Below are 17,420 nucleotides of genomic sequence, written 5' to 3'. Positions count from 1 at the left end.
GGAAATCCTTTCGGGGGCTCAGGCCTTAACGCACATTCTGAAAGAACCTCGGGTATATGATGGCCACACGACAGACACCATCCTGCAGCCTGGCCCATACACGAAAGATATGACACCACCCCTTCGCTTCCTATCGAGCAAAACCTACCGAGCCTTGGCCCTGACCGGCATCTGTATTTTGATGGCGCTGGTCTTCATTGCCGATACCGTCACCAACTACGCTATCGCCGCTGCGGTCTTTCACACCCCGCTGCTGCTGATAGCGATTCGTTTTCTGTCGGCACGGCAAGTTGTTGCCCTGACTACCATCAGCATGGTGCTGACCGTGGTCAGTTTTCTGCTGACCCGCTCGGGCGACTACGACGTGGGCCTGGTCAATACCGGCATCAGTATTATTGCCATCGCGATCACCTCGTATCTGGGGCTGAAGCTCAAATCCGTGCAGGCGGCGGCTCATGAGACGCGCGAGCATTTGCTGCGACTGTCCCGTTTGACTACCCTGGGCCAGCTCAGCACCTCGATTGCCCATGAAGTCAGCCAGCCTTTGGCCGCCATCAACAGCAGCGCGGGCGCCTGTCAGCGCTGGCTGGAAGCCTCGCCCCCTAATGTCAAGAAGGCACAGGCTGCCGCGCAGCGTATTGTGTACGACGCCCAGCGCGCCAAGGATGTGCTGGATCGGGTACGCAGCATTACCCGTAACGAAGCCCCCACCAGCAGCGCGTTTGATTTGAATCTGGCTCTGACCGAGCTGCTTAGCCTGTCCGGTGGCGAGATGCGACGTCAGCATATTGATCTGCGTCTGGCCTTGCAGTCCGATCTGCCCCAGGTCTTTGCCGACCGGGTTCAGATTCAGCAGGTGATGGCCAATTTGCTGCTCAATGCCATCGAAGCCCTGTCCCCTCCCTCGGACTACCATGCAGCTCATATCACCATAGAAACCAGCGTTTTGCCCGGCGACAAGCCGCAAGCCAACAAGGTACTGTTTTCCATCAAGGACAATGGTCCCGGCTTGTCGGGCACGCAGCTATCCCAATTGTTTGATACCTTCTGGACCACCAAGGCAAGCGGCCTGGGCCTGGGCCTGACCATCAGCCGCACCATTATTGATGCCAATAACGGCCATATCTGGGCCACTGACCAAGCCGATGGCGGTGCTGCCTTTCATTTCACCTTACCTTTGGCGCCATGACAGAAAATCTGGATTCCTCTCTGAACACGCCCACCGTCTACATCATTGATGATGACCCGTCCGTTCGCGCGGCCCTGGACGATTTGCTGGCCAGCGTAGGCTTGAACGCGCTGAGCTTTGCCTCTACACGAGACTTTCTGGCGCATCCTTTATCTGATGCCCCTGCCTGTCTGGTGCTGGATGTGCGCATGCCCGAGCAAAGCGGCACGGATTTTCATTTGCAGATGGAATCGCGCGGGCTGCATATGCCGGTCATTTTTATTACTGGCCACGGCGATATTCATATGGCGGTCAAGGCCATCAAGCATGGTGCCTGGGATTTTCTGACCAAGCCTTTTGTAGATCAGGCCCTGATTGATGCCGTGCAGTCGGCTCTGGCTGCTGATGCGCAGCGCAAGGAAGAAGCCAGAACCCGGCTGACTTTGCAGCAACGCTGGGACAGCCTGAACGCGGGCGAGCGCGATGTCTTTGAGCGGGTGGTGCAAGGCCTGCTGAACAAGCAGATCGCGGCCGAGCTGGATGTGAAGGAAGTCACGGTCAAAGTACGGCGTGCTCGCGTGATGCAAAAAATGCAGGCCGGTTCGCTGGCGGAACTGGTGCGCCAGTTCGATCAACTCAATACAGAAAGCGGCCATTAGGACAGTTCTGCGCGGCGGTTCTTTCCTAGTTGGCGTGCTGGGTTAAAATACGCAGATTCGGTCCCGTATGCGGGCTTCCCAAGGTCAAGGCCACACACAAGTTATGAGCACGTCTACTTCCAACGTCATCCGCACCCGTTTTGCCCCCTCGCCCACTGGTTATCTGCACCTGGGCGGCGCACGCACTGCACTGTTCTCCTGGGCCTTTGCCCGTCATCATCAAGGCACTTTTGTGCTGCGTATTGAGGATACGGATCTGGAGCGTTCCACCCCCGAGGCGGTGCAAGGCATTCTGGATGGTATGCAATGGTTGGGCCTGGATGCCGACGAAGGTCCGTTCTACCAGATGCAGCGCATGGATCGTTACCACGAGGTCATCGCCCAGCTGCTGAAAGACGGCCATGCCTATTACTGCTACAGCAGCCCCGAGGAAGTGGAAGCCATGCGCGAAAAAGCGCGTGTTCAGGGTTTGAAGCCTCGTTATGACGGTACCTGGCGTCCTGAGGCTGGCAAGGAGTTGCCTGCCATCCCGGCTGACCGCAAGCCTGTGGTTCGTTTCAAGAGCCCGCAGTCCGGCGCAACCAGTTGGGACGATATGGTGAAGGGCCGCATCAGCTTTGATAACAGCGAGCTGGACGATCTGGTCATTGCCCGCCCGGATGGCACGCCTACATACAACTTCTGCGTGGTGGTGGACGATTGGGACATGGCGATCACTCATGTGATTCGCGGTGACGATCACGTGAACAACACGCCACGTCAAATTGTGATTTTGCAGGCTTTGGGCGCGACTTTGCCTGAGTACGGTCACGTGCCCATGATTCTGGGCCCTGATGGCGAGAAGCTGTCCAAGCGTCATGGTGCGGTCAGCATCATGGATTACGACAAGGACGGTTATCTGCCTGAGGCCATGATCAATTACCTGGCTCGTTTGGGCTGGAGTCACGGAGATGACGAGCTGTTCACCCGCGAGCAGTTGGTGGAATGGTTTGATACGCGCAGTCTGAGCAAGTCGGCTTCGCAGTGGGACCCCAAGAAGTTGAACTGGGTGAACGCCCATTACATCAAGGCCAGTGACAATGCGGATCTGGCCGAGCGTGTGGCGCCTCGTATTGAGGCCTTGGGTGGCAAGACGGATGGTCAGGACTTGCCCGGCATCATGGGTTTGTTGAAAGACCGTGCCGAGACTTTGAATCAGCTGGCTGAAGGTGCTTTGCTGTTCTGCCGTCCTTTCGAGCCCGCCAGCGATGAGCTGATGGCCGAGGTATTGACGCCGGAAGCGCGTGTTTTGCTGCGTGATTTTGCCAGCAAGGCGATTAGCTTGCCGCAGTGGAATACGGAGAGTCTGGCTGCTTTGATCAAGCAGGTTCTGGCGGATCATGAGGTCAAGATGCCCAAGCTGGCTATTCCTTTGCGTGTGGCTGTGACGGGGCAGAAGCAGACGCCTGCGGTGGATGCTGTGCTGGCTTTGGTTGGGCGCGACAAAGTGTTGGGGCGTTTGGCTGGGCTGTAAGCGTTATAGCTAAGGCTTACATAAAGGGCATCTCATTCGAGATGCCCTTCTTTTTGCTTGGTACCCTGACATCGGCTCGATGGCTCGTCTATCGACGTTAAACCTGCATACCACCTAAGGCCGACTCCAACGCCACTTGCCCGATGCTCTTTGGCTCGCTCCGGCGAGCCAGGTTACTTCGTTGCAAGCAGTTGACTCATATCAAACAGCCGCATTCAGGTGGCTAATTTCAATTGTCGCTTCGCCCTTATCGCTACTGGCCCAGACCGTGCCGTCCTGGACATTCAGATTGATGGTCATGCCACGCTCGGCCAGGGCGGCTAATGCGTCAGTCCCGGCAGCATCCAGCGCATAGACCTGTATATTGCGGGCGCGGCTGATCTTGTCCTTGATGCCACTCCACCAGACGGAGACATTGCGGCCATAGGCCAGCACCGTCACTTTGTCAGCACGGCCACTGGCTTTGATCAGACGTCTATCGTCCGGCAGGCCTACCTCCAGCCAATGCAGCAAATTGCCGCCCAGATCATGTTCCCACAAGGCGGGCTCGTCCGAGTCGCTTAGCCCGCGCGAAAAGCTCAAGGCTTCGTCCGCTTGCGCATACAAACCGTAAGCCAACAAACGCACCATCAGACGCTCTTCGGTCTCGGAGGGGTGACGGGCCAGCGTCAGGGTATGACTGCCGTAGTAGGCCCGATCGTTATCGGCCACATTAAGTTCAGCTTTATAAATCGTCGCGCGCAGAGCCATGGAGCGTCCAGCAAAAGAAACAGACAAAAAACTGGCCGCCCCCAGGACGGCCAGGAATCATTCAAACAAGCAGAGATCAGAATGGCAGGCGGTAGCCAGGCGACATTCTGGTCAAGCGATAGGTGGTACCACTTTGGTCACGCAGCACCAGATTGCGGGCTGTCAGGCTGACGATGTTGTAGTGGTTTTCATAAATCGGGTCGCCCGGTTCGGTTGTGACCCCATTGGATTCTTGCGTGCTGATTTGCAAGTCGTTGCCCTTGCGCACCCAGCAACCACTTTCGTTCAAGCCTTGCGAAGGCTTGTTGGGCCGCTTGACCTGTTCGGTGTATGCCATGGAGCCGTCAGTTTGCAAGGTGAACAAGGTACGCAACTCGCCAACCACGCCTTTCTGGCGGTGCTTGCTTAGCCAATTACCAGCCAGTTGGTCCCCCGCCGCAGCAGGCTGACATGCGGGATGGACAGGCTTGGTAGCCGCTTGTGCAGCAGGCTCGGGAGCCGGCGCTTTGACCGCGCAGGCGCTTAAAAACACGGTAGCCAGCACAGCAACCCAGGAAGTGCGTCGCAAGATATTCGCCTTCGTCATAAAACCCCGTCCTTCATGCGTACATACCGACCCACCACAGGCCAGCGAATCCTGATTATTCTACCCGAAGGCGCTTGTATTACCCCATAACAAGATGCTTCAAAGTGGCAAAGGCAAGCGGGTCACGTTCTTGATTTCACGCATGGCCACAATCGTGCGGGTTTGACGCACGCCCGGCATATTGAACAGGAAGCGGTGCAGGAAATCGTCATAGGACTCGGCGCTTGGCACCATGATCTTGAGCAGAAAATCCGCATCGCCAGTCACGGCGTGGCATTCCAGAATCTCGGGCGCATCGCGCACGGCACGAATGAAGTTATCGACTATTTCACCCGAGTGACGGTCCAGACTGATCTGGGTAAACATGCAACTTTGCAGTCCCACCTGACGGCGATCCACGCGCGCATAATAGCCTTGGATAACCTTGTTTTTTTCCAGATTTTTGATGCGCCGCCACACGGGCGCAGTGGACAAACCCACCTGCTCGGAGACCTGCTGAGCCGAGGCTCGGCCATCCAGCTGCAAGGCATCCAATATTTTTAAGTCAGTTTTATCCATATTTGAATATTTACGAAATGAAAATTTCAAAGAATAGGGAATACACGCAACTATAACGCAAAAAAAAGCGAGGGCAGACTCTCTATCATGATCTCTATCTGGAGGTTTCATCATGACGCAGTCCGTCGACACTCAATACAAGCTAAGCGACAACCTGACCGCACAATCAGGACGCATCTTTTTAACTGGCACACAGGCCCTGGTGCGCATGTTGCTGACCCAGGCTCGCCTGGATAAAGAACACGGTTTGAACACCGCCGGTTTTGTCTCCGGCTACCGTGGTTCGCCGCTGGGTGGCGTGGACATGATCATGTGGAAGGCCCAGAAGTATCTGGACCAGGCCAAGGTCCGTTTCCAACCCGCTATTAACGAAGACCTGGCCGCCTCCATGATTATGGGCACCCAGCAAGCTGGCGAGCGTGCCGACCGTACCGTCGATGGCGTGTTCTCCATGTGGTATGGCAAGGGCCCCGGTGTAGACCGCGCGGGCGATGCCTTGCACCACGGCCATGCTGCCGGTGCCTCCCAACACGGTGGCGTCCTGATGATTGTGGGTGATGACCACGTGGCCTCGTCTTCGTCCATTCCCCACGCCAGCGAACAATCCCTGATCGCCTGGGGCATCCCGGTGGTCAACCCCAGCTCGGTTGAAGAATACGAACGCTTTGGTATCTGGGCCTGGGCCTTGTCGCGTTACTCCGGCTCCTGGGTAGCCTTCAAAGCCATTACCGAAACCGTGGAAAGCGGCCGCTCTTTCGAGATTGCCCCTCTGGATGATCTGGCCCCGGCCTTGGCCGACAAGCAAGGCGGCAAACACCCCTACGACCCCAGCAAATTCCTGACCCCTTCCATGGAAGGTACGCTGGACGCCCGCCTAGATAGCGTGCGTGAATTTGCTCACAAGTACAGCCTGGACCGCGTGCTGGAAGCGGCACCTGATGCGCGTATCGGTATTGTGTCCACCGGCAAAGCCACACTGGATACGCTGGATGCGCTGCAACAGCTCAGCAGCCTGAAAGATCTGCCCGCCATTCGCCATCTGAAAATTGGTTTGAGCTGGCCTGTTAACCCGCAATCGCTGAACGATTTTATTGAAGGCCTGGACCACGTTCTGGTCATTGAAGAAAAGGGCCCAATCATTGAAGACCAGTTAAAGAATCTGCTCTTTAACCGTGCCCAGCGCCCTACGGTGTCTGGCAAGCGCGATATCGAAAATGAAGTGCTGATCCCTGCCGATGGCCAGCTCAGCCCTGCCCGTGTGGCCGTGGGTCTGCGTCGCTGGCTGGGCCATCACGCCAATGTACAGTTGCCTGCCTGTACGGTGCAAAACCTGGCACCGATTGATACCAATGGTCTGACTCGTCGCCCCTACTTCTGTTCGGGCTGTCCGCACAATACTTCCACCAAAGTACCCGAAGGCAGCCAGGCTATGGCGGGTGTGGGTTGCCACTACATGGCGACCTGGATGGACCGCAAAACCCGTGGACTGACTCAAATGGGTGGCGAAGGCACGGACTGGGTGGGCCTGTCGCCCTTCATCCAGACCGGCCACATGTTCCAGAACATGGGTGAAGGCACGTATTTCCACTCCGGCTATCTGGCGATTCGTCAGGCCATTGCCGCGGGTGCCAACATTACCTACAAGATTCTGTTCAACGATGCGGTTGCCATGACAGGCGGTCAGCCGGTTGACGGCCCGATATCTGTGCCTCGCATTTGTCAGCAGACCATTGGTGAAGGTGCGCGTCGTGTGGTCATCACCACCGATGAGCCAGAACGCTATCGCGGTGTCAGCCTGCCTGCCGGTGTGGACGTTCATCACCGTCGCGAGCTGGATCGTTTGCAGCGCGAACTGCGCGAGATCCCCGGCGTCACCATTTTGATTCACGACCAGACCTGTGCGGCTGAAAAGCGCCGTCGTCGTAAAAAGAACGAGTACCCCGATCCTGCCCGTCGCCTCTTTATCAATAAGGCGGTCTGCGAAGGCTGTGGGGATTGCGGCGTGCAATCGAACTGCTTGTCTTTGGTGCCTGCTGAAACTCCCGAAGGCCGCAAGCGCCAGATCGACCAGTCCAGCTGTAATAAGGACTACTCCTGCGTGGACGGTTTCTGTCCCAGCTTTGTGTCGGTGATGGGCGGTGCCCTGCGCCGTGGCGATCAAAACGGTCAGGCCGATATGAAAGCCCAGTTGCTGGCCAAGCTGGACACGCTGCCACAACCCAATATTCAAGCCAAGGACTGCAATGTAATTGTGGCCGGTGTGGGTGGTACTGGTGTGATCACTATTGGTGCGGTGCTCTCCATGGCGGTACACCTGGAAGGCCGCTCCAGCTCCGTGCTGGACATGACGGGCCTGGCACAAAAAGGCGGCACCGTCATCAGCCACATCCGTCTATCTGCCAATAAAGAGAACACGGGTGCGGTGCGTGTCGATCCCGGCCAAGCCGACCTGGCGATCTTGTGCGACGTGGTGGCCGCCGCTCACCCCAATGCCCTTTCCTGCCTGCGTCCTGGTCATACCCACGCCATCATCAACGAATACCTGGCCCCCACGGCCGAGTTCACCCGCAACCCGGATGCCCCTTTGGATGCCCAGCACTTGCTGAGCCAACTCAAGACCACCGCTGGCGAAAACCAGGTGCGCTCTTTCAATGCTCACCAGGCTGCCACCCTGCTGTTTGGCGATAGCCTGTTGTCCAATATGCTCTTGATGGGCATGGCTTGGCAGCAAGGTTCCATGCCCGTTAGCAGTGCGGCTGTTGAACAGGCTATCCGCCTGAACGGTGTGGCGATTCAAGCCAACCTGGATGCCTTCCATTTGGGTCGCGTGCTGGCTCACGATGAGAAAGCACTGGCCAGCCTCCTGGCTCCAGCCGCTCAGGTCGTAACCTTGCAGCGCCGCGAAACACTGGAACAAATCATGCAGCGCTGCACCAGCAGCCTGGAGCAATACCAGAACGCCGCTTATGCCCAGCGCTTTAGCAGCACCATCAATGCTCTGCGTGAAGCCGAACAGAAACTGCGTCCGGGTCAGCGTCCTACTTTGACGGAAAAAGCCGCACGCAGCTTGTACAAACTGATGGCCTACAAGGATGAGTACGAAGTTGCTCGCCTGTTCAGCTCGCCCGCTTTCCGCCAGGATCTGGAGCAGCAATTTGAAGGTGACTTCTCCTTGCGCTTTCACTTCGCACCACCTTTGCTGGCACGCCGTGATCCATCTACCGGCCGCCCGCGCAAGATCACATTGGGCCCACGCACCGCCACCTTGCTACGTTGGATGGCGAAAGGCAAAGGTCTGCGCAACACGGTACTGGATCCATTTGGCTACACCCATGAGCGTCGTATGGAACGTCGCTTCTGGCGCGAATACCAGAGCCTGCTCAACAGCTTGAGCAAGAACCTGAATCAAGCCAACTACGCCACAGCGTTGGAACTGGCCGAGCTGCCCCAACAATTGCGCGGCTTCGGTCCCGTGAAAATGGAATCGGCCAAGAAGTATGAAGCCCGCTTTGCCGAGTTGTCGCAGCAGTTGAAAAACACTGGCCCGGAAATTCAGGCTGTTCCCGCCTAAGCCTTGCCCACTGCGGCTTTCGAAACGATTAACCTGCCCTTTCAGCCCTGCTTATGCAGGGCTTTTTTTTGATTTGAAGCGACATTGAAAAGCATCAATCAACCTCGAATTAAAGACCGTTTTCAAGCGCCTTTTCCATGCTTAACACAGGTCTTTCAAAGCATGAAAAGGCCATGCAATCGATCCAGCAATGCGTCAAAAATCAGAGACTTGGATGCGACTATGGGCCGATTGCACGTGTCCAGAACGCAACTTATTTGAGACAGCAGACACCGATTCCTAATTCCATAAGCCCCAAGCCATGATTAATGCTTGACTGTGTAGGGGCTTGCGTTAGACTTCTAAGCGTATAAGGTATCGACCTTAAACGCCTGCGTCATTTGAAAAAGGCCATTGCAGTTTTCCAGGCCAGGTCAAATGGGTGTGGACAAACTAAAGACTTGTTCTCAAGGAGCATGATCATGGCAACAGCCAAGAAAGGCGCAGCAAAAGCAGAAAGCACAAAAGCCGTTAGCCCCAAAAAAGCAACGCCAGCAAAAGCAGCCGCAGCACCCGTAAAAGCTACTGCTACCAAGACCAGTCCCAGCAGCAAAACCGCTGCCCCCAAGTCCCCCGCTAAAACCACCGCTACCAAGACCAGCAAGGCTGCTGTAAAAGCCCCTGCCAAGTCTGCAAGCAGCGCACCCGCCAAGAAAACGGCTGCGAAAAAAACAGCGGTAAAGAAAGCCACTCCAGCAAAAACCACGGCTGTTAAAGCCGCTGCGACCAAGACAAGCACCGCTAAAACCGTAGCCGAAAAAGCAGCTGTTAAAAAGACAGCCGCTAAAAAGGCGGTAGCCAAGAAAGCCGTTGTCAAAAAGGCCGTCGCTAAAAAAGCGGTAGCCAAGAAGACGGTGGCAAAGAAAGTGGTTGCCAAAAAATCGGTAGCTAAAAAATCAGCTGCGCCCAAAACGGCCAGCGCCAAACCCGCTACCACCAAACCTGCTGCCACCGCTGCCGCAAAAAAACCGGCCAGCACCAAGGCAAGCAAACCCGTGGCCAAAAAAGCCACCCCCAGCAAAGCGGCAGCGAAACCTGCCACCAAAACCGGCACCAAAGCAGTTGTAAAGACCGCGGCTAAAAAAGCCAGTCCTGCTACCAGTGCCAAGAAACCCGTAGCTCCAAAGAAGAAAGAAGTTAAATCCGTGACCGCAGAAACCAAGACTCCAAAGACCAGCACAACGACTAACGCCACCGCTAAAGCAGGCAATAAAACAGCGGCTCGCAAAGCGACCAAAACAGCAGCAGCGCCTGCCGAACCTCGCCGCGAAGATGTCAATCCTGCTGGCTCCTGGCCCTTCCCAACAGGCAAGCGTCCTTAAGCACACGCTACTTTTATGTTTCTCCTCAAAGAGCCACCCTGATCAGGGTGGCTCTTTGGTTTGTAGCACTTGCATGCGACAATTCCCTCTCCCATCAATTCATACCAAGCAACTATGTTCAGTGAAGTCGCCCTCTTCCTAATCCATATTGTTCTGTCGCTGCTGGGCACGATTTTGCTACTGCGTGCCTGGGTGTATGCGCTCAGAATCCATCCCTTCAACCCTTATTCGCAAGCTATGTTCAAGGTCACGGACTGGCTGGTCATGCCTTTGCGCCGTGTCATTAAAAGCGGCAACCATTGGGACTGGACCTCTTTGTTCGCCGCCTGGCTTAGCGCCCTGGTATACCTGGTCTTGAGCGCCATGGTACTGACCGGATCGGTGTCCATGCTCTCGAACTTCCCCATGTTCTTGCTGGCAGCCGTCTTCACCGTTCTGCGCTGGACCTTGAGCCTGATCTTCTGGGTGGTCCTGCTGCAAGCGCTACTATCCTGGATTCAGCCACAATCGCCCAGCATGCCCTTGCTGCGTTCCATTACGGCCCCCTTGCTGGACCCGATCCGTCGCGTCTTGCCTGACCTGGGTGGTCTGGATTTGTCGCCGCTGGTCGTCCTGCTGCTGACTCAAGTGCTCAATATGGTCATCACGCGCACCGCTTTCAGTCTGGTGCCAATCTAAGCACAGCGGACTGTACGCATGAAAAACCTGGGTATAGCCCAGGTTTTTTTTATCCTGAATTCAAGAGCAAGAATCAGGATGTCTTGTGCGAAAGTGGACCTTATACTGGCCTCACCACCAATCAGCAGGCCACTTCCATGACTCGCCTTCCATCAAAACCAGACACATCCAGCCGCTACCGCGAGGCCGAACAATTCCTGGCCGCACTGGACCCCGACTGGCAAGCGCTGGTCGCCCACGTGGGCCCTTGCATCCATCAGCCACGCCCCGAGCGCGACCCTTACGAAGCCCTGATCCGCTCTGTTGTGTATCAGCAGTTGCATACCCGGGCGGCTGAGCGCATCCTGCAACGCCTGATTGATATCTATCCGCACGGCCATTGCCCAACGCCCGAGGAAGTGCTGGCGACGCCGTATGACACCCTGCGCGCTTGTGGCTTGTCCGGTGCCAAAGCCAATAGCATTCTGGGCCTGGCCCAGGCTCGCCTGGATGGCATCATTCCCGACCAGGCCACCGCTTTGCAAATGCCGGATGAAGAGCTGATCAAGCGGCTGACCACGCTGCGCGGCATAGGTCGCTGGACGGTGGAAATGATGATGATGTACACGCTGGAGCATGAAGACATTCTGCCCGCGGACGACTTTGGGGTGCGCGAGGGCTATCGCAATTTGAAGCAGCTGGACAAGGCTCCCTCAGCCCGTGTCTTGCGTGAAATTGGCCAAGCTTGGGCACCCTACCGCAGCGTGGCTTCCTGGTACTTGTGGCGCATGCCCAAACAGGCGCCAGCATTGGCACCTTCTTCGAACAAGGTAAATCGCGCCCCGCGCTCGCAGGACAAGCCCGTTCGCCAACAAACTCCAAGTAGCCCTCTTTATTTTGCGATTGCCCAATGCAGCTTGGGTACATTGCTCGTTGCCGAAAGCGAGCGCGGGATTTGTGCGATTTCCCTGGCCGATGATGCCAAAGTCTTGCTGGAACAGTTGCAAGAGCAATTCAAGGCCGCTGAGCTGATCGAAGCCGATCCGCAATTCAATCAACGAGTGGCCCAGGTCGTTGCCATGGTAGAAGAGCCGACCCTGGGCTTGGATCTGCCCCTGGACATCCAGGGCACCCCTTTTCAACAACGTGTCTGGGAGTTTCTACGTCATATCCCAGTAGGCCAGACCTTGAGCTATACCGAGATTGCCGAACGTCTGGGCATGCCCAAAGGCGCCCGTGCCGTGGCACGAGCCTGCGCCACCAACACCTTGGCCATTGCCATCCCCTGCCATCGGGTCGTGCGGCAAAGCGGGGATCTGGCAGGCTATCGTTGGGGCCTGGAGCGCAAGAAAACCTTGCTGGAGCGCGAACGCCCCCAAAAGGCTCAGCGCTGACAGGCGTAAAAAAACCCGGCCAATGGCCGGGTTTTTTATGCACCAAGCACTAAAGCTCTGATTACATGGGCACCACGCGAGTTGGGCCATTACCACTAAGCATACGTACACGCTGACCAACGGACAGAGGTACATCGGCTTCCTGGGCCACCACACGGGTTTCGCCATTATCCAGTTGAACCGTGATTTCCAGACCCTGGGTCTTGCCCATGCGGTTTTCAACCGCATTACCAACCAGACCACCCAGAATCGCACCACCGATACTGGCCAGGATGCTACCGCGGCCACCACCAATGCTGCTGGCAGCGACACCACCCAAGGCTGCGCCACCCACGGTGCCCACGCCCGAATTCTGGTCTTCCTGAATAGTGACGGCGCGTACCGAAACCACGGTACCCAAACGCACGATCTGTTCGCGCTGAGCCTGACCGTAGCTGTATACCGAGCTGGATGCCGATTTATTGGCACAACCTGCCAGCAAAAACACGGGGGCTGCCAGACTCGCCACTACCAGCAGACGCACTTTGGGTCGATCGAAAAAAGAAACGTACATACGGTTTACTCCAAAAAACGTAGCTGGCCGAATCATAAAAAACTATCGAGCGCTCTTTTACAGACTGCGCTCAATACCATAGTGCTGTTTTAGCATGGCCGAGATATCTGACCGTTTAAATTCATGATTTTGCGGGCCATCCGCCTGAATTTTAATACTGCCCATCAAGTTACCCAAGCTGCAAGCCTCCTGCCAGCTCCAGCCTTTTGTAAGACCATATAACAAGCCTGCGCGATGAGCATCGCCACAGCCGGTGGGATCCACCACATTTTCCACGGGCACAGGGGCAATCTCGTAAGTCTGACCATTGTGATAAAGCGTGCTGCCATGCTCTCCATGCGTCACGACAGCGGCTTGCAAGCCCTGGGCGATCTCGGCCATGCTCTTGGAGGTGCGCTGCTCGATAACTTCAGCTTCGTATTCGTTAGCCGTAAGAACTTGACACAGTTCCAGCATCTCCAGCAGGTCCTCACCCGCGAACAAAGGCATGGCCTGACCCAGGTCGAAAATAAAGGGCGTACCCTGCGCATGCAGGTGGCGGGCATGAGCAAACATGCCGTCTTTGGAATCCGGAGCCACAATGCCCCATGCCGCTTCCTGACCAGACAAATCGATCTGGGCAGAATTGATCATGGCGCCCGGGTGGAAAGAGGTGATCTGGCTGGCGGCCAGATCTGTGGTGATAAAGCATTGAGGGGTGAACATCTCGGGCATCACACACACCATGCTGGTATCAATACCCAGGTTCTGCAGACGCTGTACATAATCCACACCGTCGCTGCCAACAGCCCCCACAGGAACAGGCTGGCCACCCAGCATGTTCAAGGTGTAGGAAATATTACCCGCACAACCGCCCCACTCTTTACGCAAGCTGGGCACAAAGAAGGACACGCTCAGGGTTTTGATGCTGTCGGGCAAGATGTGATCTTTGAAGTACCCCTCGAAAACCGCGATCGTATCAAACGCGATCGAACCACATACCAGCACTCGCTCGGTCATAAATTACCTTAAGGAAAAAAAGGGCTAATCTGGTAGCCATTAACTTGGAGCTGCCCGGTATTCAAAGGCAGGCGCACCATGATTTCACTGCGCGCTGCAAAAGCAGGCTCACGTCGCTCGGAAGCCAGGTACTGATCGGGCGTAATATTGCGCCGGGCGATCAGGGCTCCGGAAAAATCTTTCAAATCCAGTACCAGCGTAGGCCACTCCTGGGGCCGTTCAAACTCGTTGCGCAGCGTAAAGCCCAAGGTGGACTGTCCGGGCTGATTCGGCGCTTTATGCAAAGCCGAAGCCTGCACGCGAATCTGGTCCAGACGACGTTCGTAGGGAACCTTGCACGACAAGGTCTGACACGCGCTCTCGAACACGGGGCGCAGCATGGGTATCTGGCTGACAATCTGTACGCGATACACGTACATCAGCTGCACGACGAACAGGACAACGCCCAGAACGCACAAGCTGGTCCAGATCAGTGAACCCACACGCTGACCAAAGCTGGCTTCGCCCTCATAACGTGTCTCGCGTTGCAAGGCTGGGTTGGGGTCAATGACCCAGCCCTGCTGAAAATCCTCGCCATCCCTATCATGCGTACCATCAGCCTGACGCGAGGGGAAAGAGGCGCGCAAGGCACTGGCACGGTCGCCCACACTGAACTCAGGCTCGGCAGCCGACCACGATGCCTGACCAATATGATGGTCCCCATCTGGCTCAGAAACAGAGCCGGTCGATACGAAAAACGAGGTGTCCTGATCATCCTGCGGCAAAGGCTCGTGTCTGGAGCGGGCGCGAATGACTGACGGCTCTACCGACTCAACCGCAGGCTCTGCCGGGCGGACAAAAGGCTCGGTAGTTACAGCAGCAGGCGCGGCCGGAGGGACAGGTGCTTGTGTCAGGATGGAGTCGGGGAATTTGCGTACCTGCAAGGACTCGTGGGCCGTGCCTTCATCACGCGGCGGGGCGTGACGGGAGTGCTCCACAAATCGCGGCCCTGGAATGGGCGCTTGCAGGTCCACCGACTGCACCTGTTCCTGCCGTGGCGAAACAGGTGGCTCGGGCGCCAGGCGCGGCTCGATCTGAACCGGCGTGGCGGGGGAATGATAGGAAGGCTCAGGGGCTTGCTCATCAATGACTTCTTCAAAGCCATCGAAGATATGCGCACATTGAATGCAGCGTATATAGCCCCGGCGGCGTTGCAGCGTTTCTACACTGGCTGCAAACGATGTCCCGCAACGGGGGCAGCGAGTCTTTAGCTCCATGAACTCACCTTAAGTTCTGCCGTCTTATAACGGGCGTTGACCAGCCAAACACACCCAGCCATCGCGCTCCTGCCAAACCGACATGGGCAAGTAGGAGGAATAGACCTCGATCATCTCCTCGGCCTGCCAATCGTAAATACCGGACAGGATCAAATGCCCGCCCGGTTTGACACGGTTGGCCAGCATGGGAGCCAGCATACGCAGGGGATTGGCCAGAATGTTGGCGACAACCAGATCCGTTTGCCCGGCGGGCATGGCATCGGGCAGCAAGCCTTCAACCTCGACCTGATTGACTTGCGCATTGTAGCGCGTGGCAATCACGGCCTGCTCGTCAATGTCCACACCAACCGTATGGCCAGCACCCAGCTTGCGGGCGGCAATCGCCAAGATACCGGAGCCACAACCGTAGTCCAGCACGGTCTGACCCGCTTGCACATGATGGGCCAGCCAATCCAGACACAAATGCGTCGTGGGGTGACTGCCGGTACCAAAGGCCAGGCCGGGGTCCAATTCAATACGCACCAGGCCGTCATCGCCTTCCTGGGCGACTGGCAGGTCCTCGTCGTCCTTGTGCCAGCTGGGCACAATCAAGATACGATCGCCCACCGGGATGGGACCAAACTGCGATTGCGTCAAACGAACCCAATCCTCGTCGGGTACTTCGCGCACGCTCCACTGGGCCTTTGCAGGATCCAGCACACCGGCTTCAAAAAGCGGTTGCAGCAACTCTTCTGGCTCCAGCTCCTCGGGCAGCAAGGCCACCACCCGATTTCGATCCCAGGCCAGCACATCCGGTTCGATACCAGGTTCGCCAAACAGGGGCTTTTCCTGGTCGGTATCACCATCGGCATCTTCCACCGACACCGACAAGGCGCCCGCCTCAAGCAAGGCATCGGACAAGCGCTCGGCCTCGTGTTCCTGGCAGCTCAGTAAGAGTTCACGCATACATAGTTTCCATAAAGCAAAACAGGGGGCTCGCCCCTGTTTTACATAGTCATCATTCTTGTCAGGTCAGGGCTGTGGCCTGACCTGTTGCTGCCCTTACTTGCTACGTTGGGCCAGCTTTTGTTCCAGGTAGTGAATGCTGGTGCCGCCTGCCTTGAAGCTGGCGTCCTGCATCAATTCCCGGTGCAGATCCACGTTCGTCTTGATCCCTTCCACCACCATTTCGGACAAGGCAATGTCCATACGGGCAATGGCTTGCTCGCGCGTCTTACCGTAGGTAATCAGCTTGGCAATCATGGAATCGTAGTACGGCGGCACGGTGTAGCCGGTGAACACGTGCGAGTCGATACGCACGCCAGGGCCACCGGGAGTGTGCCACTTGGTAATCAAGCCTGGGCTTGGTACGAAGTTGAATGGATCTTCCGCGTTGATACGGCATTCGATCGAGTGACCTTCAAACTCGATGTCACGCTGGCGCAGCACGAACTTCTCGCCTGCGGCCACTTTGATCTGCTCCTGGACCAGATCAATGCCGGTGATCATTTCAGTGATGGTGTGTTCGACCTGAATACGGGTGTTCATCTCGATAAAGAAGAACTCGCCGTTTTCGTACAGAAATTCAAACGTACCAGCACCGCGGTAACGCATACGACGGCAGGCATCAGCACAACGCTCGCCGATGCGTTCGATCAGGCGACGTGGAATACCTGGAGCCGGTGCTTCTTCAATCACTTTCTGGTGACGACGCTGCATGGAGCAGTCGCGCTCCCCCAGCCAGACTGCATTGCGATCCCCATCAGCCAATACCTGAATTTCGATATGGCGTGGATTCTCGAGGTACTTTTCCATGTAGACCTCGGGATTATTGAACGCAGCAGCGGCTTCGGTTTTGGTCGTGGCAACGGCCGTCAGCAAAGCGGCTTCGGTGTAGACCACGCGCATGCCGCGACCACCACCACCGCCAGAGGCCTTGATGATGACCGGGTAGCCCACTTCACGGGCAATACGCACGATTTCAGCAGGATCGTCGGGCAAGGCGCCATCCGAACCGGGAACCACAGGCACACCGGCCTCGATCATGGCTTTTTTGGCCATGACCTTATCGCCCATCGTGCGGATGTTCTCGGGACGTGGGCCGATAAAGACAAAACCGCTCTTTTCGACACGATCAGCGAAGTCCGCGTTTTCAGCCATAAAGCCATAGCCAGGGTGAATGGCTTCCGCATCGGTGACTTCTGCTGCCGAGATAATGGCAGGCATGCTCAGGTAGCTGTCACGGGCTTGGGCGGGGCCAATACACACGGCCTCGTCGGCCAGACGCACGTACTTGGCACCACGATCAGCTTCAGAATAAACGACGACTGTCTTGATACCCATCTCGCGGCAAGCGCGCTGGATACGCAAGGCAATTTCGCCCCGATTGGCGATTAGGATTTTTTCAAACATATCA

General features: G+C 56.6%; 15 protein-coding genes. 7 read left to right on the top strand and 8 right to left on the bottom strand.

Features of this window, described 5'->3' with window-relative positions:
• Positions 1-109: 109 nt before the first annotated feature.
• The 3 genes from MID00_RS11170 (at position 110) to gltX (ending at position 3,340) form a co-directional block, all read left to right on the top strand.
• Positions 110-1,189, top strand: a complete 1,080-nt coding sequence (locus MID00_RS11170; protein WP_022983594.1) for a sensor histidine kinase — start codon at positions 110-112, stop codon at positions 1,187-1,189.
• Complete coding sequence (locus MID00_RS11165; RefSeq protein WP_009460643.1) at positions 1,186-1,827, top strand: response regulator transcription factor; 642 nt, start codon at positions 1,186-1,188, stop codon at positions 1,825-1,827. Before MID00_RS11170 ends, MID00_RS11165 begins: the two co-directional genes overlap by 4 nt.
• A 103-nt stretch (positions 1,828-1,930) precedes the next feature.
• Entirely contained in the window at positions 1,931-3,340 is a 1,410-nt protein-coding gene (gene gltX / locus MID00_RS11160; protein WP_250756129.1) for a glutamate--tRNA ligase, read from the top strand.
• Positions 3,341-3,541: 201 nt separating this feature from the next.
• Here the strand turns inward: gltX and MID00_RS11155 are convergent, their stop codons facing one another.
• The 3 genes from MID00_RS11155 to MID00_RS11145 all read right to left on the bottom strand — a co-directional run bounded on the left by MID00_RS11155 (position 3,542) and on the right by MID00_RS11145 (position 5,234).
• On the bottom strand, positions 3,542-4,090 hold the full coding sequence (locus tag MID00_RS11155; RefSeq protein WP_254498825.1) for a YaeQ family protein: 549 nt from the start codon (positions 4,088-4,090) through the stop codon (positions 3,542-3,544).
• Between the two features lie 76 nt (positions 4,091-4,166).
• On the bottom strand, positions 4,167-4,676 hold the full coding sequence (locus MID00_RS11150; RefSeq protein ID WP_009460637.1) for a hypothetical protein: 510 nt from the start codon (positions 4,674-4,676) through the stop codon (positions 4,167-4,169).
• A gap of 99 nt (positions 4,677-4,775) precedes the next feature.
• Positions 4,776-5,234, bottom strand: coding sequence for an Lrp/AsnC family transcriptional regulator (locus MID00_RS11145; RefSeq protein ID WP_009460635.1), 459 nt, complete (start codon positions 5,232-5,234; stop codon positions 4,776-4,778).
• A 112-nt stretch (positions 5,235-5,346) separates the two neighbouring features.
• Between MID00_RS11145 and MID00_RS11140 the strand changes: the two genes are divergently transcribed.
• The 4 genes from MID00_RS11140 to MID00_RS11125 all read left to right on the top strand — a co-directional run bounded on the left by MID00_RS11140 (position 5,347) and on the right by MID00_RS11125 (position 12,217).
• Positions 5,347-8,805: an indolepyruvate ferredoxin oxidoreductase family protein gene (locus MID00_RS11140; RefSeq protein ID WP_250756130.1), complete on the top strand. Its 3,459-nt coding sequence runs from the start codon at positions 5,347-5,349 to the stop codon at positions 8,803-8,805.
• Positions 8,806-9,260: 455 nt separating this feature from the next.
• Entirely contained in the window at positions 9,261-10,166 is a 906-nt protein-coding gene (locus tag MID00_RS11135; protein WP_368044566.1) for a histone H1-like repetitive region-containing protein, read from the top strand.
• 114 nt (positions 10,167-10,280) lie between these two features.
• Positions 10,281-10,844, top strand: coding sequence for a YggT family protein (locus MID00_RS11130; RefSeq protein WP_009460629.1), 564 nt, complete (start codon positions 10,281-10,283; stop codon positions 10,842-10,844).
• A gap of 137 nt (positions 10,845-10,981) precedes the next feature.
• Entirely contained in the window at positions 10,982-12,217 is a 1,236-nt protein-coding gene (locus tag MID00_RS11125; RefSeq protein WP_250756131.1) for a methylated-DNA--[protein]-cysteine S-methyltransferase, read from the top strand.
• 61 nt (positions 12,218-12,278) lie between these two features.
• On the opposite strand, the gene MID00_RS11120 is transcribed toward MID00_RS11125, so the two are convergent.
• From MID00_RS11120 to accC, 5 genes are all read right to left on the bottom strand, one after another.
• The gene (locus tag MID00_RS11120; protein ID WP_003801873.1) at positions 12,279-12,770 is read right to left on the bottom strand and encodes a glycine zipper 2TM domain-containing protein; all 492 of its coding nucleotides are present in this window, start codon (positions 12,768-12,770) and stop codon (positions 12,279-12,281) included.
• Positions 12,771-12,827: 57 nt separating this feature from the next.
• Positions 12,828-13,769, bottom strand: coding sequence for a carbohydrate kinase family protein (locus MID00_RS11115; protein WP_009460622.1), 942 nt, complete (start codon positions 13,767-13,769; stop codon positions 12,828-12,830).
• Between the two features lie 8 nt (positions 13,770-13,777).
• Positions 13,778-15,025, bottom strand: coding sequence for a zinc-ribbon and DUF3426 domain-containing protein (locus MID00_RS11110; RefSeq protein WP_022983596.1), 1,248 nt, complete (start codon positions 15,023-15,025; stop codon positions 13,778-13,780).
• A 24-nt stretch (positions 15,026-15,049) separates the two neighbouring features.
• Positions 15,050-15,970 carry a 50S ribosomal protein L11 methyltransferase gene (gene prmA / locus MID00_RS11105; protein ID WP_009460614.1) on the bottom strand — a complete coding sequence of 307 codons (921 nt, stop codon included), beginning with the start codon at positions 15,968-15,970 and terminating at the stop codon, positions 15,050-15,052.
• Positions 15,971-16,066: 96 nt separating this feature from the next.
• Complete coding sequence (accC, locus tag MID00_RS11100) at positions 16,067-17,416, bottom strand: acetyl-CoA carboxylase biotin carboxylase subunit (protein WP_009460612.1); 1,350 nt, start codon at positions 17,414-17,416, stop codon at positions 16,067-16,069.
• Positions 17,417-17,420: the final 4 nt, after the last annotated feature.

Source organism: Alcaligenes sp. NLF5-7 (assembly GCF_024266725.1).
GTDB classification, from domain to species: Bacteria; Pseudomonadota; Gammaproteobacteria; order Burkholderiales; family Burkholderiaceae_B; genus Alcaligenes; species Alcaligenes phenolicus.
Note: the sequence above shows the minus strand (reverse complement) of the source record. Positions and strands in the feature narration are given on the sequence as shown.

Excerpts from the sequence above, each read along its gene's own strand:
- MID00_RS11170 (WP_022983594.1), top strand. The coding sequence starts at position 110 with ATGACACCACCCCTTCGCTTCCTATCGAGCAAAACCTACCGAGCCTTG.
- MID00_RS11165 (WP_009460643.1), top strand. The coding sequence starts at position 1,186 with ATGACAGAAAATCTGGATTCCTCTCTGAACACGCCCACCGTCTACATC.
- gltX (WP_250756129.1), top strand. The coding sequence starts at position 1,931 with ATGAGCACGTCTACTTCCAACGTCATCCGCACCCGTTTTGCCCCCTCG.
- MID00_RS11155 (WP_254498825.1), bottom strand. The coding sequence starts at position 4,090 with ATGGCTCTGCGCGCGACGATTTATAAAGCTGAACTTAATGTGGCCGAT.
- MID00_RS11150 (WP_009460637.1), bottom strand. The coding sequence starts at position 4,676 with ATGACGAAGGCGAATATCTTGCGACGCACTTCCTGGGTTGCTGTGCTG.
- MID00_RS11145 (WP_009460635.1), bottom strand. The coding sequence starts at position 5,234 with ATGGATAAAACTGACTTAAAAATATTGGATGCCTTGCAGCTGGATGGC.
- MID00_RS11140 (WP_250756130.1), top strand. The coding sequence starts at position 5,347 with ATGACGCAGTCCGTCGACACTCAATACAAGCTAAGCGACAACCTGACC.
- MID00_RS11135 (WP_368044566.1), top strand. The coding sequence starts at position 9,261 with ATGATCATGGCAACAGCCAAGAAAGGCGCAGCAAAAGCAGAAAGCACA.
- MID00_RS11130 (WP_009460629.1), top strand. The coding sequence starts at position 10,281 with ATGTTCAGTGAAGTCGCCCTCTTCCTAATCCATATTGTTCTGTCGCTG.
- MID00_RS11125 (WP_250756131.1), top strand. The coding sequence starts at position 10,982 with ATGACTCGCCTTCCATCAAAACCAGACACATCCAGCCGCTACCGCGAG.
- MID00_RS11120 (WP_003801873.1), bottom strand. The coding sequence starts at position 12,770 with ATGTACGTTTCTTTTTTCGATCGACCCAAAGTGCGTCTGCTGGTAGTG.
- MID00_RS11115 (WP_009460622.1), bottom strand. The coding sequence starts at position 13,769 with ATGACCGAGCGAGTGCTGGTATGTGGTTCGATCGCGTTTGATACGATC.
- MID00_RS11110 (WP_022983596.1), bottom strand. The coding sequence starts at position 15,025 with ATGGAGCTAAAGACTCGCTGCCCCCGTTGCGGGACATCGTTTGCAGCC.
- prmA (WP_009460614.1), bottom strand. The coding sequence starts at position 15,970 with ATGCGTGAACTCTTACTGAGCTGCCAGGAACACGAGGCCGAGCGCTTG.
- accC (WP_009460612.1), bottom strand. The coding sequence starts at position 17,416 with ATGTTTGAAAAAATCCTAATCGCCAATCGGGGCGAAATTGCCTTGCGT.